General features: G+C 56.0%; 21 protein-coding genes and 4 tRNA genes. 18 read left to right on the forward strand and 7 right to left on the reverse strand.

The features are described from left to right. Positions 1–26: 26 nt before the first annotated feature. The gene (locus LC417_RS08050; RefSeq protein WP_003849983.1) at positions 27–251 is read right to left on the reverse strand and encodes a DUF2594 family protein; all 225 of its coding nucleotides are present in this window, start codon (positions 249–251) and stop codon (positions 27–29) included. A gap of 432 nt (positions 252–683) precedes the next feature. On the opposite strand from LC417_RS08050, the gene uvrY reads away from it, so the two are divergent. From uvrY to LC417_RS08080, 6 genes are all read left to right on the forward strand, one after another. Continuing rightward, positions 684–1,343 carry a UvrY/SirA/GacA family response regulator transcription factor gene (gene uvrY, locus LC417_RS08055; protein WP_010246608.1) on the forward strand — a complete coding sequence of 220 codons (660 nt, stop codon included), beginning with the start codon at positions 684–686 and terminating at the stop codon, positions 1,341–1,343. Beyond that, positions 1,336–3,168 carry an excinuclease ABC subunit UvrC gene (uvrC, locus tag LC417_RS08060; RefSeq protein WP_010246606.1) on the forward strand — a complete coding sequence of 611 codons (1,833 nt, stop codon included), beginning with the start codon at positions 1,336–1,338 and terminating at the stop codon, positions 3,166–3,168. The genes uvrY and uvrC overlap by 8 nt, the downstream gene beginning before the upstream one ends. A gap of 69 nt (positions 3,169–3,237) precedes the next feature. Further along, positions 3,238–3,786 (forward strand): CDP-diacylglycerol--glycerol-3-phosphate 3-phosphatidyltransferase, encoded by a 549-nt coding sequence (gene pgsA, locus LC417_RS08065; RefSeq protein ID WP_010246604.1) that lies wholly within the window; start codon positions 3,238–3,240, stop codon positions 3,784–3,786. A gap of 150 nt (positions 3,787–3,936) precedes the next feature. Then, a tRNA-Gly gene (locus tag LC417_RS08070) sits at positions 3,937–4,012 on the forward strand. A gap of 40 nt (positions 4,013–4,052) precedes the next feature. Next, positions 4,053–4,126 (forward strand) — tRNA-Cys (locus LC417_RS08075). A gap of 10 nt (positions 4,127–4,136) precedes the next feature. After that, a tRNA-Leu gene (locus tag LC417_RS08080) sits at positions 4,137–4,223 on the forward strand. A 135-nt stretch (positions 4,224–4,358) separates the two neighbouring features. Here LC417_RS08080 and LC417_RS08085 read toward each other — a convergent pair. Continuing rightward, positions 4,359–4,595: a hypothetical protein gene (locus tag LC417_RS08085; RefSeq protein WP_223565690.1), complete on the reverse strand. Its 237-nt coding sequence runs from the start codon at positions 4,593–4,595 to the stop codon at positions 4,359–4,361. 234 nt (positions 4,596–4,829) lie between these two features. Between LC417_RS08085 and LC417_RS08090 the strand changes: the two genes are divergently transcribed. Both LC417_RS08090 and LC417_RS08095 read left to right on the forward strand, forming a co-directional pair. Continuing rightward, a tRNA-OTHER gene (locus LC417_RS08090) sits at positions 4,830–4,902 on the forward strand. Between the two features lie 178 nt (positions 4,903–5,080). Then, positions 5,081–5,932 (forward strand): substrate-binding domain-containing protein, encoded by an 852-nt coding sequence (locus LC417_RS08095; protein ID WP_223565691.1) that lies wholly within the window; start codon positions 5,081–5,083, stop codon positions 5,930–5,932. Positions 5,933–5,963: 31 nt separating this feature from the next. Here LC417_RS08095 and LC417_RS08100 read toward each other — a convergent pair whose 3' ends face one another. Then, entirely contained in the window at positions 5,964–6,131 is a 168-nt protein-coding gene (locus tag LC417_RS08100; RefSeq protein ID WP_010246480.1) for a hypothetical protein, read from the reverse strand. A 193-nt stretch (positions 6,132–6,324) separates the two neighbouring features. Between LC417_RS08100 and LC417_RS08105 the strand changes: the two genes are divergently transcribed. Next, positions 6,325–6,525 carry a DUF6404 family protein gene (locus tag LC417_RS08105; protein ID WP_010669807.1) on the forward strand — a complete coding sequence of 67 codons (201 nt, stop codon included), beginning with the start codon at positions 6,325–6,327 and terminating at the stop codon, positions 6,523–6,525. Positions 6,526–6,559: 34 nt separating this feature from the next. Here LC417_RS08105 and LC417_RS08110 read toward each other — a convergent pair whose 3' ends face one another. The 4 genes from LC417_RS08110 to LC417_RS08125 all read right to left on the reverse strand — a co-directional run bounded on the left by LC417_RS08110 (position 6,560) and on the right by LC417_RS08125 (position 10,153). Continuing rightward, complete coding sequence (locus LC417_RS08110) at positions 6,560–8,065, reverse strand: SulP family inorganic anion transporter (RefSeq protein WP_022625901.1); 1,506 nt, start codon at positions 8,063–8,065, stop codon at positions 6,560–6,562. A 139-nt stretch (positions 8,066–8,204) separates the two neighbouring features. Then, entirely contained in the window at positions 8,205–8,465 is a 261-nt protein-coding gene (locus LC417_RS08115) for a biofilm/acid-resistance regulator YmgB/AriR (RefSeq protein ID WP_010246474.1), read from the reverse strand. Between the two features lie 390 nt (positions 8,466–8,855). Beyond that, positions 8,856–9,263, reverse strand: coding sequence for a DUF2000 domain-containing protein (locus LC417_RS08120; protein WP_154209757.1), 408 nt, complete (start codon positions 9,261–9,263; stop codon positions 8,856–8,858). Positions 9,264–9,304: 41 nt separating this feature from the next. After that, on the reverse strand, positions 9,305–10,153 hold the full coding sequence (locus LC417_RS08125) for an AraC family transcriptional regulator (RefSeq protein WP_223565692.1): 849 nt from the start codon (positions 10,151–10,153) through the stop codon (positions 9,305–9,307). Between the two features lie 145 nt (positions 10,154–10,298). On the opposite strand from LC417_RS08125, the gene LC417_RS08130 reads away from it, so the two are divergent. The 9 genes from LC417_RS08130 to LC417_RS08170 all read left to right on the forward strand — a co-directional run bounded on the left by LC417_RS08130 (position 10,299) and on the right by LC417_RS08170 (position 17,841). Beyond that, positions 10,299–10,730: a MarR family winged helix-turn-helix transcriptional regulator gene (locus tag LC417_RS08130; RefSeq protein WP_010669811.1), complete on the forward strand. Its 432-nt coding sequence runs from the start codon at positions 10,299–10,301 to the stop codon at positions 10,728–10,730. Between the two features lie 2 nt (positions 10,731–10,732). After that, complete coding sequence (locus tag LC417_RS08135; RefSeq protein ID WP_223565693.1) at positions 10,733–12,418, forward strand: MFS transporter; 1,686 nt, start codon at positions 10,733–10,735, stop codon at positions 12,416–12,418. Then, the gene (locus LC417_RS08140) at positions 12,415–13,509 is read left to right on the forward strand and encodes an HlyD family secretion protein (RefSeq protein WP_010246464.1); all 1,095 of its coding nucleotides are present in this window, start codon (positions 12,415–12,417) and stop codon (positions 13,507–13,509) included. Before LC417_RS08135 ends, LC417_RS08140 begins: the two co-directional genes overlap by 4 nt. Continuing rightward, positions 13,506–14,891 carry an efflux transporter outer membrane subunit gene (locus tag LC417_RS08145; protein ID WP_374197796.1) on the forward strand — a complete coding sequence of 462 codons (1,386 nt, stop codon included), beginning with the start codon at positions 13,506–13,508 and terminating at the stop codon, positions 14,889–14,891. The genes LC417_RS08140 and LC417_RS08145 overlap by 4 nt, the downstream gene beginning before the upstream one ends. A 266-nt stretch (positions 14,892–15,157) precedes the next feature. Beyond that, on the forward strand, positions 15,158–15,544 hold the full coding sequence (locus LC417_RS08150) for a hypothetical protein (protein ID WP_010669813.1): 387 nt from the start codon (positions 15,158–15,160) through the stop codon (positions 15,542–15,544). A gap of 230 nt (positions 15,545–15,774) precedes the next feature. Then, positions 15,775–16,506: a beta-ketoacyl synthase chain length factor gene (locus LC417_RS08155; protein WP_223564197.1), complete on the forward strand. Its 732-nt coding sequence runs from the start codon at positions 15,775–15,777 to the stop codon at positions 16,504–16,506. Further along, the gene (locus LC417_RS08160; protein WP_022625895.1) at positions 16,499–17,299 is read left to right on the forward strand and encodes a 1-acyl-sn-glycerol-3-phosphate acyltransferase; all 801 of its coding nucleotides are present in this window, start codon (positions 16,499–16,501) and stop codon (positions 17,297–17,299) included. The genes LC417_RS08155 and LC417_RS08160 overlap by 8 nt, the downstream gene beginning before the upstream one ends. A gap of 13 nt (positions 17,300–17,312) precedes the next feature. Continuing rightward, positions 17,313–17,570, forward strand: coding sequence for a phosphopantetheine-binding protein (locus LC417_RS08165; protein WP_010669816.1), 258 nt, complete (start codon positions 17,313–17,315; stop codon positions 17,568–17,570). 16 nt (positions 17,571–17,586) lie between these two features. Continuing rightward, positions 17,587–17,841 (forward strand): acyl carrier protein, encoded by a 255-nt coding sequence (locus LC417_RS08170; protein WP_111533659.1) that lies wholly within the window; start codon positions 17,587–17,589, stop codon positions 17,839–17,841. Positions 17,842–17,844: the final 3 nt, after the last annotated feature.

Below are 17,844 nucleotides of genomic sequence, written 5' to 3' on the forward strand. Positions count from 1 at the left end.
CCCCGCGGCTGTGGGGGCAAGCAAGCTTACTGACGGTAGGCTGTTTTGATCTGCTTAATGGTATTGCTGAATACTTCCGCCTGAGGCTTGTCGCCCAGCGTCTGTACATAGCGTTCCATGTTGATAATCACTTTGCCGGCATCAGCCTGGCCCATACCTTTCAGGATCAGGGTGATCATCATCTTCAGACCCGCGATTTCATCCGCTAATTTCCGGGCTTCCTGCGAAGTTGCAAAATCTTCATCGCTCATGCGTTTCTCCTTGGTGAATGACAATGTGTCGGCAATCTGTCCGAACAGCAGTGCGTGAGTATATCACAGGGTCAGTAAGTTGCTGGAGCAGCCGGTTCGCTTCGCTATAAACAGCTGGTTTGTCCAGTACAACTAATCAATCGCTGAAAGTAATTACAGGTGTTGCCGGGCCAGATATCACAAGGGCCTGCAGCGATAAGGCACAGCAAAGTCTGGTGTTAATACCATGAAATAGTAAGAGTTTAAGGATTATTCAGTACGCCTGTCGGTTGTAAGAAATCTCTGTTATTGCTGGCTGCACGGGGCTGGAAATCGTTATGCGAAGCGTCGACTGTTTTGCTTTGTTGATGTGCTTTTGAGGTAAAAGCGGGTATGATTATCGCCTGTATTCGTTAATTGATTCCTCTTTTTTTAGCCTCTGGAGTTTCCCCGTTGATCAGTGTGCTTCTTGTTGATGACCATGAACTTGTCCGTGCCGGAATCCGTCGCATCCTGGAGGATGTCAAAGGTCTGGCCGTGGTCGGAGAGGTCAACTGTGGCGAGGATGCCGCTAAGTGGTGCCGTGCCAATCAGGTTGATGTGATCCTCATGGATATGAACATGCCGGGCATCGGTGGACTGGAGGCGACGCGGAAAATCGTGCGTTACAATCCCGATATCAAAATCATCATGCTGACCATTCACACGGAAAATCCGCTGCCTGCGAAAGTGATGCAGGCGGGGGCTGCAGGCTACCTCAGTAAAGGGGCTGCGCCGCAGGAGGTGATCAATGCGATTCGCTCGGTCAATGCCGGACAGCGCTACATCGCTTCAGATATCGCTCAGCAGATGGCGCTGAGCCAGATTGAGCCACAAAAAGCGGAATCCCCCTTCAGCTGTTTGTCGGAAAGGGAATTGCAGATTATGCTGATGATCACCCGTGGACAAAAGGTGACGGAAATTTCCGAGCAGTTAAATCTCAGTCCTAAAACCGTTAACAGTTACCGCTACCGGATGTTCAGCAAGCTGAATATCAGTGGCGATGTAGAGTTAACGCATCTGGCCATTCGACATGGCCTCTATAATGCGGAGCCGTTAATCAGTAGTGAATGACGTTTTTGATTCCAAAGCCTTTCTGAGTACGGTAACCAGCAAGCCCGGTGTTTACCGCATGTATGACGCCTCAGGCACCGTCATCTATGTGGGCAAAGCCAAAGACCTGAAGAAGCGTTTGACCAGCTACTTCCGCACTCAGGTCGGCAGCCGCAAAACCGAAGCGTTGGTTAGTAATATCCAGCACATCGATGTCACCGTAACCCACACCGAAACCGAAGCGCTGCTGCTTGAGCATAACTACATCAAGCTCTACCAGCCGCGCTACAACGTGCTGCTGCGCGACGATAAATCTTACCCCTACATCTTTCTTAGCAGCGATACCCATCCGCGACTGGCGATGCACCGTGGTGCAAAGCATGCCAAAGGCGAATACTTTGGCCCGTTCCCCAACGGCTATGCGGTGCGTGAAACGCTGGGGCTGCTGCAAAAAGTTTTCCCTATCCGCCAGTGCGAAAACAGCGTCTACCGCAATCGCTCCCGGCCCTGTCTGCAATATCAGATTGGCCGCTGTCTGGGTCCCTGTGTCGCGGGACTGGTCAGTGAGGAGGAGTATGCACAGCAGACCGATTACGTGCGCTTGTTCCTGGCGGGTAAAGACGATCAGGTTCTTAACCAGCTGGTCAAACGGATGGAAGAGGCGAGCACGGGCCTGCGCTTTGAAGAGGCGGCACGCCTGCGCGATCAGATTCAGGCTGTGCGACGGATCACCGAAAAGCAGTTTGTCTCGAATCAGGGTGATGACCTTGATGTGATGGGTGTGGCTTATGAAGCGGGCATGGCCTGTCTCCACGTGCTGTTTATCCGTCAGGGCAAAGTGTTAGGCAGCCGCAGCTACTTCCCGAAAGTGCCCGTCGATACCGATCTGGCTGAGGTCGTTCAGACCTTTGTCGGGCAGTTCTACCTGCAGGGCAGCGAGGCACGTACGCTGCCTGGCGATATTTTGCTGGACTTCACCTTGCCAGAGCGTGAACTGCTGGCTGAGTCGCTCAGTGAGCTGGCCGGACGTCGGGTGAGTATTCAGAGCAAGCCGCGCGGGGATCGCGCCCGTTATCTCAAACTGGCGCGCACCAACGCCGCGACGGCGTTAACCACGCGGCTGTCACAGCACTCCACAATTCATCAGCGGCTGATGGCGCTGGCGGAGTTTCTTGAGCTGGACAAAATTAAACGCATGGAGTGTTTCGATATCAGTCATACCATGGGTGAGCAGACCATCGCCTCCTGCGTAGTGTTCGACCAGAATGGTCCGCTGCGTGCCGATTATCGTCGCTACAACATCAGCGGCATTACGCCGGGTGATGACTACGCCGCCATGAATCAGGTGCTACGCCGCCGTTATGGTAAAGCCATTGAAGAAGATAAGATCCCGGATGTGATTCTGATCGATGGCGGTAAAGGCCAGCTGTCTCAGGCGAAGCAGGTCTTCGCGGAACTGGATGTGCCCTGGGACAAAAGCCGGCCGATTTTACTCGGCGTAGCGAAAGGCAGCGATCGTAAAGCCGGACTGGAGACGCTGTTCTTTGAAGCGGAAGGTGAGGGCGTTTCGCTGCCACCCGATGCGCCAGCGCTGCATGTGATCCAGCATATTCGTGATGACGCTCACAATCATGCCATTTCAGGCCACCGTAAAAAACGGGCCAAAGTAAAGAACACCAGCGCACTGGAAAGCATCGAAGGGGTGGGGCCGAAACGGCGTCAGCAACTGCTTAAGTACATGGGGGGCCTGCAACCGCTGATGAACGCGTCGGTGGAGGAGATCGCCAATGTACCCGGTATCTCACATGCTCTGGCAGAAAAAATATACTACTCGTTGAAACACTAGCATTGAAACGGGGGGGGCAATGTAGGAACATAGGCTAAATTCTACCTATATCCAGACAGTTACCGGCATATGCAATTAAACATTCCGACGTGTCTCACCCTGTTTCGAGTCGTGCTCATCCCGTTCTTTGTGCTGGCTTTCTATCTGCCGTTCACCTGGGCGCCGCTGGCGACTGCACTGATTTTTGTTTTTGCTGCCATCACCGACTGGTTTGATGGCTTTCTGGCGCGCCGCTGGAAGCAGACGACACGCTTTGGTGCGTTTCTCGATCCGGTAGCGGATAAAGTGATGGTGGCCATTGCGCTGGTGCTGGTGGCGGAATATTTCCACGCCTGGTGGATTACGCTGCCCGCCGCCACCATGATTGCTCGCGAGATCATTATCTCTGCGCTGCGTGAATGGATGGCGGAGATTGGTAAACGCAGCAGCGTGTCGGTTTCCTGGATTGGTAAAGTGAAAACCACTGCCCAGATGTTCTCACTGTTTGCCTTGCTGTGGCGTCCTGATGCGACCGTCGTGGCGATTGGTGTGGTGGCGTTATACATTGCTGCCGTGCTGACTTTCTGGTCTATGTTCCAGTATTTAAGCGCCGCGCGCGGCGATCTGCTCGAACCGTGATCGATACGATTTAAAAAGCAGCAAACGGACGCGCTGTGAGGATAATTTTATTGACTCATTGCGTCATCTAAGTAGAATGCATCGCATCGAACGGCAGCCAGGCTGCCATAAGATAAATAAAATCAGCAGGTTCGACGAAATTGCTGAATTGCGGGAATAGCTCAGTTGGTAGAGCACGACCTTGCCAAGGTCGGGGTCGCGAGTTCGAGTCTCGTTTCCCGCTCCAGATTCGCAGGTCAGGTTAACCTGACGGCACATCAGTTTAAGGCGCGTTGGCAGAGTGGCTATGCAGCGGATTGCAAATCCGTGTACCTCGGTTCGACTCCGGGACGCGCCTCCAGTTACACCCTGCCCGGGTGGTGAAATCGGTAGACACAAGGGATTTAAAATCCCTCGGCTGTAAGGCTGTGCGGGTTCAAGTCCCGCCCCGGGCACCATATTTCTGCCGAAGAAAATCTAATAAAATAAAAGCAATATGCAGTAATGTCGTAACCGCCCAAGGGCGGTTTTTTTGTTCCTGCTATCTGGCGGATACGGCGACTGCAACCTCCGTTTAGCGGTATAAGCCGGCATCAGCCCCGGGAGCTGAATACCAGCTCATCATCAGTGTCACTCACCAGCACCATCCGTTGCGCCTCACCACTGGAAGAGACAAAGGTCACTTCATGGCCGATGCTGATATCATCAAAGGCGTCGGTTGGCTGTGACTGCTTCCGGATCTCCAGTACCATCCGCGAGGGATAGGGTTTATCATTGACCGTATCAATATGATAATTGGCGGTAAAATTCAGTTCGGGTTGATCAACCACATAAAATTGTCCTGACGGCATAGTCTTGACCTCTGCAAAATGTTGGCCATAAGTCCCGGTCGGAACAGGCTGCCTGAAACTTAAGGTTAGCTGAATAATCAATGCCTACAGGCAGCAGCACCTCTTTTTTGATTTCATACGACGGTTGCAATATACCTGCCGCTTGCGCTTGCCTGGTCAGAAAGTCGTACTACGCTTCTTGTTCACACAGCGCGGCTTTTCCAGGCACGCCATTCGGGCATGGTATAAAGGTATTACTGCAACTCTTAACGGGTTGACGATGCGGGTTCAACTCCTGCTGCCCGGTCCCTCTCCTGCATCTACGTTAACGCCAGCCTGGCCCTTTTGGGTTTCTGCCGATCCATCCCAATTACATCCGATTTCACTCATTTTTGCGGCTTGTGTCGAACTCTGTAACCTGTTGAAACGTTGTGGTTTACCGTATTGTGGTGACTATTGTTTGCCGTCGCAGAGAATTAATGCCAATGATTACACCTTTTACACCTGACTTAACTGAACCGGCGGCCCCTCCGGTTATCGGTGTTGTCGCCAGCCAGTTGCTCAATCCGTATCAACAAAAAATGCTGGACGAAGTGATGCGCCAGCTTAACGCGCGCGGTGTTATCTCGGTGCTACTGAGTGCCGAAACCGACGTCACACTAACCACACTCATCCGGCAGGCTACACCGCTCGGGCTGCGTGGTTTGCTGTTACTCCCCGGTAACCGCTTAACTGATGCCTGCCATTTGCCGGTGCTTCATATTGACGCTGAGCCTGAGCTGCAGGGGGATGCACTGCGGGCGGGTGAAGTGACAGCGGAATTATTGCTTAAACAGGGGCATCAGCGGTTTGGCTTTATGCAGGGTCAGCCAGGCGAACTGGCGCAAAAACAGGGCTATCGCGCCTCTCTGCTGGCGGCAGGCATGGCGCTGAACGCCGAACTGACTGTGGGTAGTGATGATCGCGACTGCGCTTATCAGGCGATGATGTCTTACCTGAAAAAGACACGTGCTGCTGAGCGTATCCAGGCACTCTTCTGTGAAAGCGATCTGATGGCCTTTGGTGCAATGCAGGCGATTCGGGATTTTGGTCAGGGTATCCATCTGGCAGTGGCAGGTTTTGGTGATAGTGAGGAAGCCCGTAGCTCAACCTGGCATCTTACCAGCTGGTCACCTGACATCCGGCAGATCGCTGGCCGCGCGCTGGATCGCTGGCTGGGACAGCAGGCAGGCAACAGCAGTGCTGAAGAGCAGGGGCAATTACAGCGGCGTCACTCTCACGCAGGCAAAGTGCTGCCGGGTGAGATGTCAGCCTGCGGCTGCGCCTTCCGGCATTAACCAGCCCGCAACGCAGGCTGGCAGAATAATGTCAGGCCTGCGGTTGTCCTGCCGGGCCGCTGCCGCCGGGTGCGCCCACCGGCTGCTGCCCGCCAGGTGGTGGCGGTGGCGGGGCATCTCTGCCCGGTGGCGGCGGTGCACAGGCCGTAAGCGTGGCGAGGATAGCCAGTGTGGATAACAGATAAGCAGTACGTTTCATCGTAATTCCCCGATCAGGTAAGCGGAACGTTGAGTATAGAGAATTGCAACAAAACCGCCCGGACAGGGCTAAATCATCAACACGCATGGCAAATTGTCGACGATTATTTGAGACGCCTCGCAACTCGTGCATGCTGGCAATGCGTTTCAGGCTGGAGCGCGCTAAGGTAGCGCTTCATTTAAGAGGAGTCGTTATGAATGGCATGATGAAGTTCGTCCGCGGGTGGCTGGTGTTCTCTGTACTGTGGGGCGTATTCATGTGGTTTATGTCATGGCATCAGCAGGGCAAAGAGCCTGGTCTGGCGATTCTGACAAGTCTCTACGCCGGTTTAATCTACCAGGCGCTGATTACCATGGTTGGCCGCTACCGCGCGCGGCGGCAACAGGCTGAGTGAGTTCTGCTGCCGGAGAGGCAGCAGAACTGGGTTTTTAGCCGAAATTACCGGTCAGGCGCTGATGGAAGTCCGTGCTGCGTGGATCCAGCCCCTCAATGGTTACCTCTGCGCCATAACGCTGATAGCGATACTCAATGCCATCCAGCGCCGCGACGCTGGACGCATCCCAGATTTGCGCGTGCGTTAAATCGATAGTGACCTTTTTAGGGTCATGGGCATAATCGAAATGCTCGAACAGATCGTTGCTGCTGGCGAAAAACAGCGGGCCGCGCACCACATAGCGCACCGACTCGCCATCTTCGCTCAGCTGACGCTCCGCATGAATAACGTGCGCAATACGGCGGGCAAACAGCAGCATAGCCAGGATTACCCCAGCCAGAACGCCCAGTGCCAGATTACCTGTCCAGACAGTCACCGCTACCGTCAGCACCATAATCAGCGTCTCTGACCACGGCATACGTTTCAGGGTAGCGGGTTGCAGGCTATGCCAGTTAACGGTTTTCACGGCCACCACCATCATGATCCCGGCCAGTACCACCATCGGGATTTGCGCCATAATCCGGCTCAGTCCGGTCACCAGTAACAGCAGCACCAGACCGGCGGCCACGGTGGAAACCCGGCTGCGCGCCCGGCCCAGCTCAACATTGACGATGGTCTGACCTATCATCGCGCACCCGGCGATACCGCCATAAAAACCCGCCAGAATATTCGCCACGCCCAGGCCCCAGGATTCACGACGCTTACTGGAGGGAGTATCGGTCAGGTCATCGACCAGTTTGGCGGTCAGCAGTGACTCCATCAGCCCGACAAAGGCGATGCTCAGGGCCGTGGGCCAGATAATCTGCAGGGTCTGCAGGTTAAGTGGTACCAGCAGGCTGTTAAAACCGGGCAGACCGGGACTCATCGGCCCTTCATCGCCCACGTTCGGCATGCGATAGCCCATTAGCAGCGCGACGGCAGTCACTACCACAATGGCAACCAGCGGTGAAGGAACACTTTTTATCAGACGCGGCAACAACAGCACGATAGCCAGTGTGACGGCAAAGAAGATCCACACCAGTGATGACTGTCCCCAGACGTGCGGCACCTGAGCAAAGAAAATCAGCACCCCGAGCGCATTCACAAATCCCAGCATCACCGAACGGGGAATATAACGCATCATGCGCGCCAGACCGGCCACACCAAACAGAATCTGAATGACGCCGCCCATCACCACCGCAGGCAGAATATATTCAACGCCGTGCAGATGGACCATCGGCCCGATAACCAGCGCCACTGAACCCGCAGCCGCTGTTACCATCGCCGGACGTCCGCCCAGTATCGACAGGGTCAGGCAGAGCACCACGGAGGCGACGAGGCTGACTTTAGGGTCTACACCGGCAATAACGGAAAAGGAGATCACTTCAGGGATCAGCGCCAGCGCGGTAATCACCCCGGCCAGGCATTCGCGGGTCAGCAGCGCAGGCGAACGCAGAACGCGCCCTACACTGATATCGCCCGCCACAACGTCGGTTGCGGCAATATCATTGGTTTGAGTCATAAAAGATTGCAGGCTCTTTAGTTATTTTGCTCCCGCGCGAGGGGCGGGAAGATCAGGATAAACAGTGAGGGGCAGATAGTACCGGGCGACTGGCGAAGATACCAGAAAAAGGCAGATGACTCCTTCCGTGGAGTCGATGCTACAGTGAAAAATCGTCCGGGGTTTTATGGACCACCAGTTCAAGCAGCTGTCGGTAGATATCCAGTAATTCCCTGTCGCTTTCCAGCTCCAGCCGATGAATAAGCTTTGAGATAATCGCTTTATTGTTCACTGGCATGCCTGACTGCAAAATTTCTGCAACCAGGATACCCAGCATCTCCATCTCGCTGGCGGGTTTATTGGCGGCAGGATTAAAATAATCAGCAATTTCCTGATTGGTCCGGGGAAGAATATATTGCATGTGTAAGCCCTTCAGAACAGCCCGATTCCGGTTCGGATGTCAGGACAAAAGCGATCAAAAAAACCACCGCATGGACAGATGCGATGGTACCAGTGTCACAAATTGAACAGAAAAAATAACCTCTGAAGGTGGAAATCCACTGACACCTTCAGAGGCGACGCAAGTGCATCATTCGTTACAGAGTCGCATGACAACTCGTGGCAGTAAACTTATACAATGAAGCCCAATCTGTACAATCGGATTCTTTAACAAAGTGTGCTATTTGACACTTGTCAGCAGCTTATAAGGACTATTCCGAAACGAAAGCTGTACAAGTAACCTGTACAAACGGCGGGGCCGAGGGGCGGGAGGGGAAAAACAGGAAGCCATGACCAGCTTCCCGCAAAAAGATTAGCTGAATAGCGCCAGTTTTGCCGTCAGCTTTCGCAGGGCTTTTTTATCGCCGACGATGGCGACGCCCAGCAGGCGCCAATGCTGACGCGGTTGCTGTCGCAGGACGGCGCTCAGCGCCTGATAATCGGTAGTGGTCTGGCCCTCTTCCGGAAACAGCACCAGATCGTATTCAGCCTGTTCGCACTGTTCCCGCAATGCACTGAGCTGTTCATCAGTCGCGGCCAGCACCGGAATCCCGGTAGTGATCAAACCGGGAGAAGGGCGCCTGTCAGCATCCTCCAGGGTGTCGCCAACCAGCGCCGGATGTCGCTGTCCCAGGGTTAATGCCATCACGGCGGCAGCATTGGTGGCTTTGCCAGGCGGCAGAGCGGCATTGAGTATCATTACACAGCGTGGGTCTTGCATTGCGCTTCTCCTGACTAAAAAAACGCATTGTGGCAAGTGGCTTAACCCAGGTCTGGAAGATTTGTGCAGGCGTGCTGATAACGGGAAGGGGTAAGCTGGCAGGCGCGTTTGAACCAGCGGCCCAGGTGACTCTGATCGGCGAAACCCAGCGCGGCTGCCACATCGGCGACGGGCTGGCCCTGCGCCAGCTGACGACGCGCCTGGCTCAGCCGCCACTGCACCAGCCAGGCGTGGGGCGGCAAACCCCAGTGAGTCTGGAACAGACGCGATAACCGGAAGCGATCCACCTGCAGATGCTGCGCCATCTGCTCCAGACCGGGATTATCCGCATGATGGGCAATCAGCCAGTCACGCGACTGCAGTGCCAGCCGGGCATCTTTATCCGGGGGCTGAGCGGGCAGTGACCACTGCCGGTGCGGGATGAGCTGACTAAACATCCGGTCCAGCGCCGCCTCTTTGATGATGGCGGGATGGTTGTGCCACAGCGCATCAAACGCATGCCAGACGGCATAAGCCAGTGGACGCTCGTCGCGCAGCGTGGCGGCAAAACGTAGCTCACGCAGTGAGGGTTTATCAGCCAGCATCGGAGCCAGGTGCTGCGCAATCTGCTGCGGCGAAAGATAGAGCATCCGGTAGGTAAAACCGCTTTCGTTGATGGCATCACCATCATGCAGCTCCTCCGGCTCCAGCATAAAGACCGTGCCTGGTCGGCTCTGATGCTGTTTGCGCCGCGAATGAAACTGCTGTACACCTTGCTCGGTCACGCCAATCAGATAACTGTCGTGCCAGTGAGGATCATAGGCGTGTCCGGTAAAATGGGCGCGTAGCGCCTCAATACCGCTGACGGCGTCACGGCGCAGATCGACCCAGTTTGCTGATGCCTGTTTCATGTTATCCGGCTCCCGGTTGCGGCCTCTGGACATTCTGCCGCGATCCACTAATTTTTAACAGACCGGACGCTTTTCATTGGCGTTTCGCTTTGCGTATAATAACGTCACCACTCAATTAGAACTCTTACTATTAGGCTGCTAACATTTGTCTCAGCACACGCGTACCTTTACCCACTTATTGCATCTGACCGCACATGCCTGGCGCCTGGCGGTGGATCGTCACCTTAAAGATAGCGGCTTAAGCATGAGCAGCTGGATGGCCATCGGGCTGATTGCCAGTGAGCCGCAACGCATGACCCAGACCGAGCTGGCACAGCTGCTGGGGCTGGAAGATGCCAGCATGGTACCGCTGGTGGATCGGCTGGTGAAACAGTCACTGCTGATGCGGGTACAGCCGCCAGAAGATCGACGTAAGCGTCACCTGGTGCTGACTGATAAGGGTAACGAAGCGTTCGCCAAAGTGAAAACCGAGGCTGACGCACTCCGTACTGAAATGCTGGCCGATATTGACCCTCAGGATCTGGCCGTGACCGAGCGCGTATTGCAACAACTCCTGAGCCGCATGGGAAGTATGTAGCAGTGGCAAAGCGAAATCCCTACGCTGCACGCGAGTGGTTGCCGCACGAAAAACCGATGCTGCCGGGATCGCCCTCGACGCCGCTGCATCCGATGCCAAAACGCCTGGCGTTTGGCCTGATCGGTTTACTTATCTCGCTGACCGGTGCGCTGAGTAACGCGCTGGTCACGGCGAATCTGGTCAACCTGCAGGGTACCTTTGGTGCCTGGTCGAATGAGATTGCCTGGCTGCCCGCGGTCTACGTGATGGGCAACATCTCTATTAACCTGCTGCTGGTGAAATTCCGCCAGCAGTTTGGCCTGCGTGTCTTTACCGAGGCGTTTCTGGTGCTGTATGTACTGGTGGCGTTTTTCCATCTCTTCGCCAACGATCTCAGTTCGGCAATCATTGTGCGCACCGCTCACGGTATGGTGGCTGCGGCGCTCAGCTCTCTGGGCATCTACTATCAGGTACAGGCCTGGCCTGCGAAACATCGGCTGAAAGCGCTGGTGATTGGCCTGACGGTATCGCAACTGGCTATCCCGCTGGCCCGCTTATTCTCTTCGGAATTGCTGCAGCTCAACGAGTGGCGCGGTCTCTATCTGTTTGAACTCGGTCTGGCGCTGATTGCGCTGGGCGGGGTACTGCTGGTGAAACTGCCACCGGGCGATCGCATCAAAACCTTTGAAAAGATGGATTTCGTCACCTTTATCCTGCTGGCACCCGGTATGGCGCTGCTGTGCGGCGTACTGACGCTGGGCCGTATTGAGTGGTGGTTTACCACGCCCTGGCTCGGTATCTGTACCGCGATCGCCCTGACGCTGATTGTCGCTGCGATCGTCATTGAGCATAACCGGCGCAACCCGCTGATCAATACCCGCTGGCTAAGCAGCGGCATGATGTTGCGGCTGGGCATTGTGATGATCATGATCCGTATCGTACTGGCGGAACAGAACACCGGTGCAATCGGCTTTCTGCAGCAGATTGGCTTGCAGAACGATCAGATGCGCGGTCTGGCGCTGGCGATCATGGCCGGGGTTATTGCGGGCATCGCCGCCAGTGCGCTGACTATCAAGCCCAATCATCTCAACTGGCCGATTGTCACCTCGCTGGTGGTGATGATTATCGCCTCGCTGATGGATGCGCAATCCAGTCCACTGACCCGCGCCAGCAATATGTATTTCAGCCAGTTTCTGCTGGGCTTCAGCAGCGCCTTTTTCATGGCGCCCGCGATGCTGATGGGCATTGGCAGCGTGGTGACTCAGCCGAAAAATCTGGTGAGCTTCGTGGTGCTGTTTGGCATGAGTCAGAACCTCGGCGGGCTGATCGGCTCGGCTATTCTTGGCACGTTTCAGGTCTGGCGGGAAAAATATCACTCCAGCCTGCTGGGCGATCAGCTCTCACTGCTCGATCCCAACGTCACCGAACGGCTCAGCCAGTATAATGCGCTGTTTAATTCGCTGGTGGGTGACGACGTTCTGCGCGGCGCGCAGAGCACCAGCCAGTTACAGGTAATCGCCACGCTGCAGGCCAACGTGCTCGCCTATAACGACACCTACCTGTTAACTGCCGCGCTGGCACTGGTCACCCTGATGTGGGTGATCTGGCGTTTGACCCGTCGTCGTTATCTTGACTGGCGTCAGGCGCAATTTAACCTGCGTGAGCAGCAACAGCTGGCCGCATTACAGGAATCAACGGAGAAACAATGAGTCAGCAGGATGAGCTTCAGGCGGCGGAACGCGAACGCGCGAATCGCCGCCGTATTCTTTCTATCGCCGCAGGTAGCGGCATTGTGGTGATTGGTGTACTGGTTATTCTTTACGCCTGGCAACTCTGGCCCTTCACCAGCGCAATACAAAGCACTGAGAATGCCTATGTGCGCGGTCAGGTGACCTTTATCAGCCCGCAGGTTAATGGCTATCTCACCTCAGTCGAGGTGATCGATCTGCAGCCGGTGAAAAAAGGGCAGTTGCTGATGACGATTGACGACCGTATCTATCGCCAGCGGGTGCATCAGGCGCAGGCGCAGCTGGCGATGAAGCAGGCGGCGCTGAACAATAACCTGCAGCAGCGTCGCAGCGCAGAAGCGACCATCCAGAGCAATAAAGCGGCACTGGAGAATGCCAAAGCACAGGCGCTGAAAAGCGGCTTCGATCTGAAGCGTGTCGAAAATCTCACGGCGGATGGATCCCTGTCAGTGCGTGAGCGCGACGCCGCCCGGGCCGCAGACGCCCAGGCGCAGGCGCAGGTTCGTCAGGCTGCGGCGCAGATCGCCGTCGCCCAGCAGAATCTGCAAACCGTCATCGTTAACCGTGACGCGCTGAAAGGCGATGTCGACAGCGCCCGCGCCGCGCTGGAGCTGGCGGAGATCGATCTGGCGAATACCCGGATTACCGCGCCCGATGATGGCCAGCTCGGCCAGCTGGCGGTGCGCACCGGCGCCTATGTCACGGCAGGTACGCGCCTGACCTCGGTGGTGCCTAATCACAAATGGATTATCGCGAATCTGAAAGAGACCCAGCTGGCAAATATTCGTCCTGGCCTGCCGGTGACGATTCGGGTCGATGCGCTGGATGGCAAACGCTTTACGGGTCAGGTTGAATTTATCTCTCCGGCCGCAGGCTCAGAGTTCAGCGCGATTTCGCCCGACAACGCCACCGGTAACTTCGTTAAAATTGCGCAGCGCATTCCGGTTCGCATCCGCATCAATGGCCAGGATATGCATCAGTTACGCCCGGGTATGTCGGTCGAAGTCAACATCGACACCGCCGCACAACCCGCTGGTGAGGGTGCGCCATGATGCGGCGCGGCTTAATGGTAAGCGCACTGGCACTCCTTCTGACCAGCTGTGCCACGCAGGTTGAAAAGGCACCGGCCTCTCTGCCGATCCCTGACGCCTGGCGCAATAGTGTCGGGCCATCTGCTGCACCGGAGGCGGAGTGGTGGCGCGCTTTTCATGATGAAAATCTCAACCGGCTGGTGACGCAGGCGCTGCGCAATAACCCCGATATCCTCACGGCGCGATCCCGGGTTGACCAGTATCGCGCCCAGCTGCGCGCCACGCAGGGCGATAACTTTCCGACCCTGAGCGCCGGTGTGGCCGCGACCCGGGAGCGTACGCTCTCGTCAGTGACGGGCCAGCCCTATGAAACCGATATTTTTCAGGGCTTATTACAAGCGAACTACGAGGTCGATCTCTGGGGAGCACGCAGCAGCAGCATCACCGCATCGCAGGCGAGTTTAGCGGCGCAGCAGGCCGCTGCGTCTGCCGCCGAGCTGACCATCGCCAGTTCGGTGGCGTCAGGTTATCTCAACCTGTGCGCGCTGGATGAGCAGTTGCGGGTCACGGAGGCGACGCTGGCGACCCGCAACAATTCGCTGAAGCTGGCACAGCGTCAGTTTGAAACCGGCTACACCTCCAGGCTGGAGTGGATGCAGGCCGCCTCGGAATATCAGTCGGCCAAAGCGCAGATGCCTCAGTTGCAGCACCAGATCACCCAGCAGGAGAATGCGCTGAGCCTTCTGGTGGGTATGAACCCGCGCAGCATCGCCCGTCGTCAGCAGTTTGACCAGATTTCACCGCAGCGGATGCCGTCGCTGCTGCCATCAGAGCTGCTTAATCGCCGTCCGGATATTGTGCAGGCTCAGCGTCAGTTACTGGCCGCAGATGCCAGCCTGGCATCGTCGCGCGCTAAGCTGCTGCCTGGGCTTAACCTCACTGCGACCGGCACTCTGCAGAGTTCGGTTCTGCATCAGCTCGCGGATGATCCGTTCCGGCTGTGGAGCGTGGGCGGCAGCATCCTGGCACCGCTGCTGAACCGTGAAGCGCTGACGGCGCAGGTGGATGTCTCAATGGCGACGCGAAATCAGGCACTTTATGGCTATGAAAAAGTGGTGCGCAACGCCTTCTCGGAAGTTAACGATGCAATAGACGCTATCAGGCAGCGTGAGGCACAACTTCAGGAGCTGCAAAAGCAGGAAGCCTATGTAACGGAGGCGCTGCGCATTGCCCGCAATCGCTATCAGAACGGCTACGCCTCCTATCTGGATGAACTGGATGCGCAGCGCACCCTGTTTTCAACGCAGCTGAATCGGGTGACTGTCAAAAATAACCTGCTGCTGGCGCAGATCGATCTCTACCGCGCGCTGGGCGGTGGCTGGACACCCGCCTCCACACAGTAATCCCCAGACCGATCCAGCCGCAGCCAGAGTTTCTGCGGCAGGGATCGGCCTCTGCGCTGTCGCGGCGACTGCGTATATTCCCCGCTTTAATCCCCCAAATAACCCCCTAAAACCCATGCATACTTCTGCTTACCTGTCTTTACATTCGGTGGTATCATGCGCGGGTTTTAAGCCAGCCAGACGGAAAAGCGCACTGAAAGCTTAACCTGCGCGAGACGGATTATCCGTTTAACTTACTGATATAAAAATAAAAGAAGGGATTCATCATGAATAAAAAAACTATTTGCACGCTGGCCGTGGTCGCTGCGTTATTAACCGGCTGTGCGCGCACTGCGCCGATTCATAACGTGAATCAAACGCTCACTCAGCGTTACAGCGACAACCAGATGAAACTGGCGATCATCGAAGCGGGTATTGGCCGGAAATGGGTGATGACTCCCGTTTCGCCTGGCGTGATCAATGGTCGTCTGGCCCAGCGTGATTTCGTGGCGACTATTCGCATCACGTATACCAGCCAGAACTACCGCATCGATTATGTCAGCAGTGAGAACCTGAAAGCGGAGCAGGGCGAGATCCACAATAACTACAACCGCTGGATTGCCAATCTCGATCAGGATATTCAGTTACGACTCTCTGCTCTTGCCGCTCAGTAATGCGTGCGCTGTCGCAATGATGTGTCGACAGACGATCAAAGCATAAAGATCTCCGGCAGCCGGCCGACAAATCAGATGAGCTGCTATTGCTGAACCACTGAGTAACCCTCTACCGTGAAGGCCTGATGCGGAATCGGCAGAGGGTTTCCAGGAGGCACTTTTTTTGCAGAGGGCCGGGATGACGCCCCGATAAACGCCGACGCCACACATATGACAAAAAGAGTGTTGAGATGAGACTCGCTTACTCACTGGTCGACTGGCAGGCTCTGGCTCCGGGATTACACGGGGGCGAGGGCTGGCAGCACTGGGCGCAACAGGGCAACGTCATAGACCCTAAAGAGGCGATGGCAAAGCCGCAATTTTTACCGATGATGACAGCACGTCGTCTGAGCGGCGGCAGTCGTGCGGCGGTAGAGTGTGGGCTGGCGCTGCTTGCGCGTCAGCAGGTTGACGCTATCGTGTTCACCAGTCGTCACGGTGAACTGGAACGTAATCTGCGTATCCTCACAACCCTGGCCGATCAGCAGTCAATGTCACCCACGGATTTTGCCATGTCGGTTCACAATTCGGCGGTCGGCAGCCTGACCATTGCAGCCAAAGCACCACTGGTCTCCACCTCAATCGCCGCCGGAGTCGACTCGTTTCAGCAGGGATTGATCGAAGTCAGCGCGCTGCATCAGGCGGGTTATCAGCAGGTACTGCTGGTCGATTTCGACGGCATCGTGCCTGACTACTATCTGCCGTGGCTGCCGGAACAGCGTGTGAACTTTCCCTATGCGGTGGCGCTGCTGCTGCGCCCGGGCGACCAGCTGCACTGCACTGGCCGTGCTGGCAGAGAGGAGAGGGCAGAAACAGGGTTACCGCAAAGCCTGCGCTTTCTGCAGCAGTGGCTGGCGGAATCGCCCACCTTCAGCCTGCCGGGCGAACGCCTGACATGGCACTGGGAGAGACATCATGGCTGATTGTTCACAACCGGCGCACTACACCGGCAGCCGCATGAACTATTGCTGGCGGCTGGTGATGACGGCGGTGAGTTTTACGCTGTTTGGCATAGGCGGACTGCTGCTGTCGCTGATTGGCTTCAACCTGCTGCTGCTGGTACAGCGCGATTCGCTGCGCCGCCGCCTCCTGGCCCGACGCGCTATCGCCTTTAGCTTCCGTTGCTTTCTGCGATTCTGCCGGATGACCGGGGTCTATGACTACCGGATTGAAGGCGCAGAGCTGCTGCAACAGGATCGCGGATGCCTGATTGTCGCCAATCATCCATCACTGATCGACTACGTGATGATCGCTTCGGTACTGCCAGAGATGGATTGTCTGGTTAAAGCCGATCTGCAAAAGAACCCCTTTATGCGTGGGGTGATCCGCGCCGCGGACTATCTGATCAACAGTGAAGCGGAGACGCTGTTGCCGGACAGCCAGCAGCGACTGGCGCGCGGCGACAATATCCTGATCTTTCCGGAAGGCACCCGCACCCGCTACGGTCATCCACTGACTCTGCAGCGCGGGGCAGCCAATATTGCGGTGCGCGCCGGATGCGATCTGCGTGTGGTTCACATCACCTGTAGCCAGCGTATGCTTGATAAACAGAGCCGCTGGTATCAGATTCCGCCGGTTAAACCGCTGTTTACCGTGCGTGTACAAACGCGAATCGACAGTCAGTCGTTTTGTGAAAGCAATCCCGATGCGCAGCCGCTGGCCGCGCGTCGCCTGACCCGCCATTTACAGCAGGCGCTGGTCCCCCAGAACAGGTAAGACGAAAACCGGTATGGATTCATTAATTAACGATATCAAACAGATGATTATCGACACGCTGAACCTTGAAGATCTCAGTCCCGATGATATAGAGACCGACGCTGCACTGTTTGGCGACGGACTGGGGCTGGATTCGATTGATGCACTGGAACTTGGCCTGGCAGTGAAAAATCGCTACGGCGTGGCGCTGTCCGCTGAGAGTGAAACCCTGCGCGCGCACTTTTTCTCTGTTGCGACGCTGGCTGCGTTCGTCAACCAACAGCGCGGCTGAAAGCGGAGACAACCTTATGATGAACAAAGAACAGATCTATCAGGAAGTGGCTTCGCTGCTGACCAGCCTGTTTGAAATTGCGCCTGAGGATATCCATCCCGGGGCACGTCTGTATGAAGATCTCGAACTCGACAGCATTGATGCTGTCGATATGGTGGTTCATCTGCAAAAACGTACCGGCCGTAAAATTAAACCGGAAACTTTCCGCGCAGTGCGCACCGTGCAGGATGTGGTGGATGCCGTGGAACAACTGATGCGCGAAGACGCCTGATCC

This window comes from Pantoea sp. OVA07A (assembly GCF_019969975.1).
Taxonomy (GTDB): Bacteria; Pseudomonadota; Gammaproteobacteria; order Enterobacterales; family Enterobacteriaceae; genus Pantoea; species Pantoea agglomerans.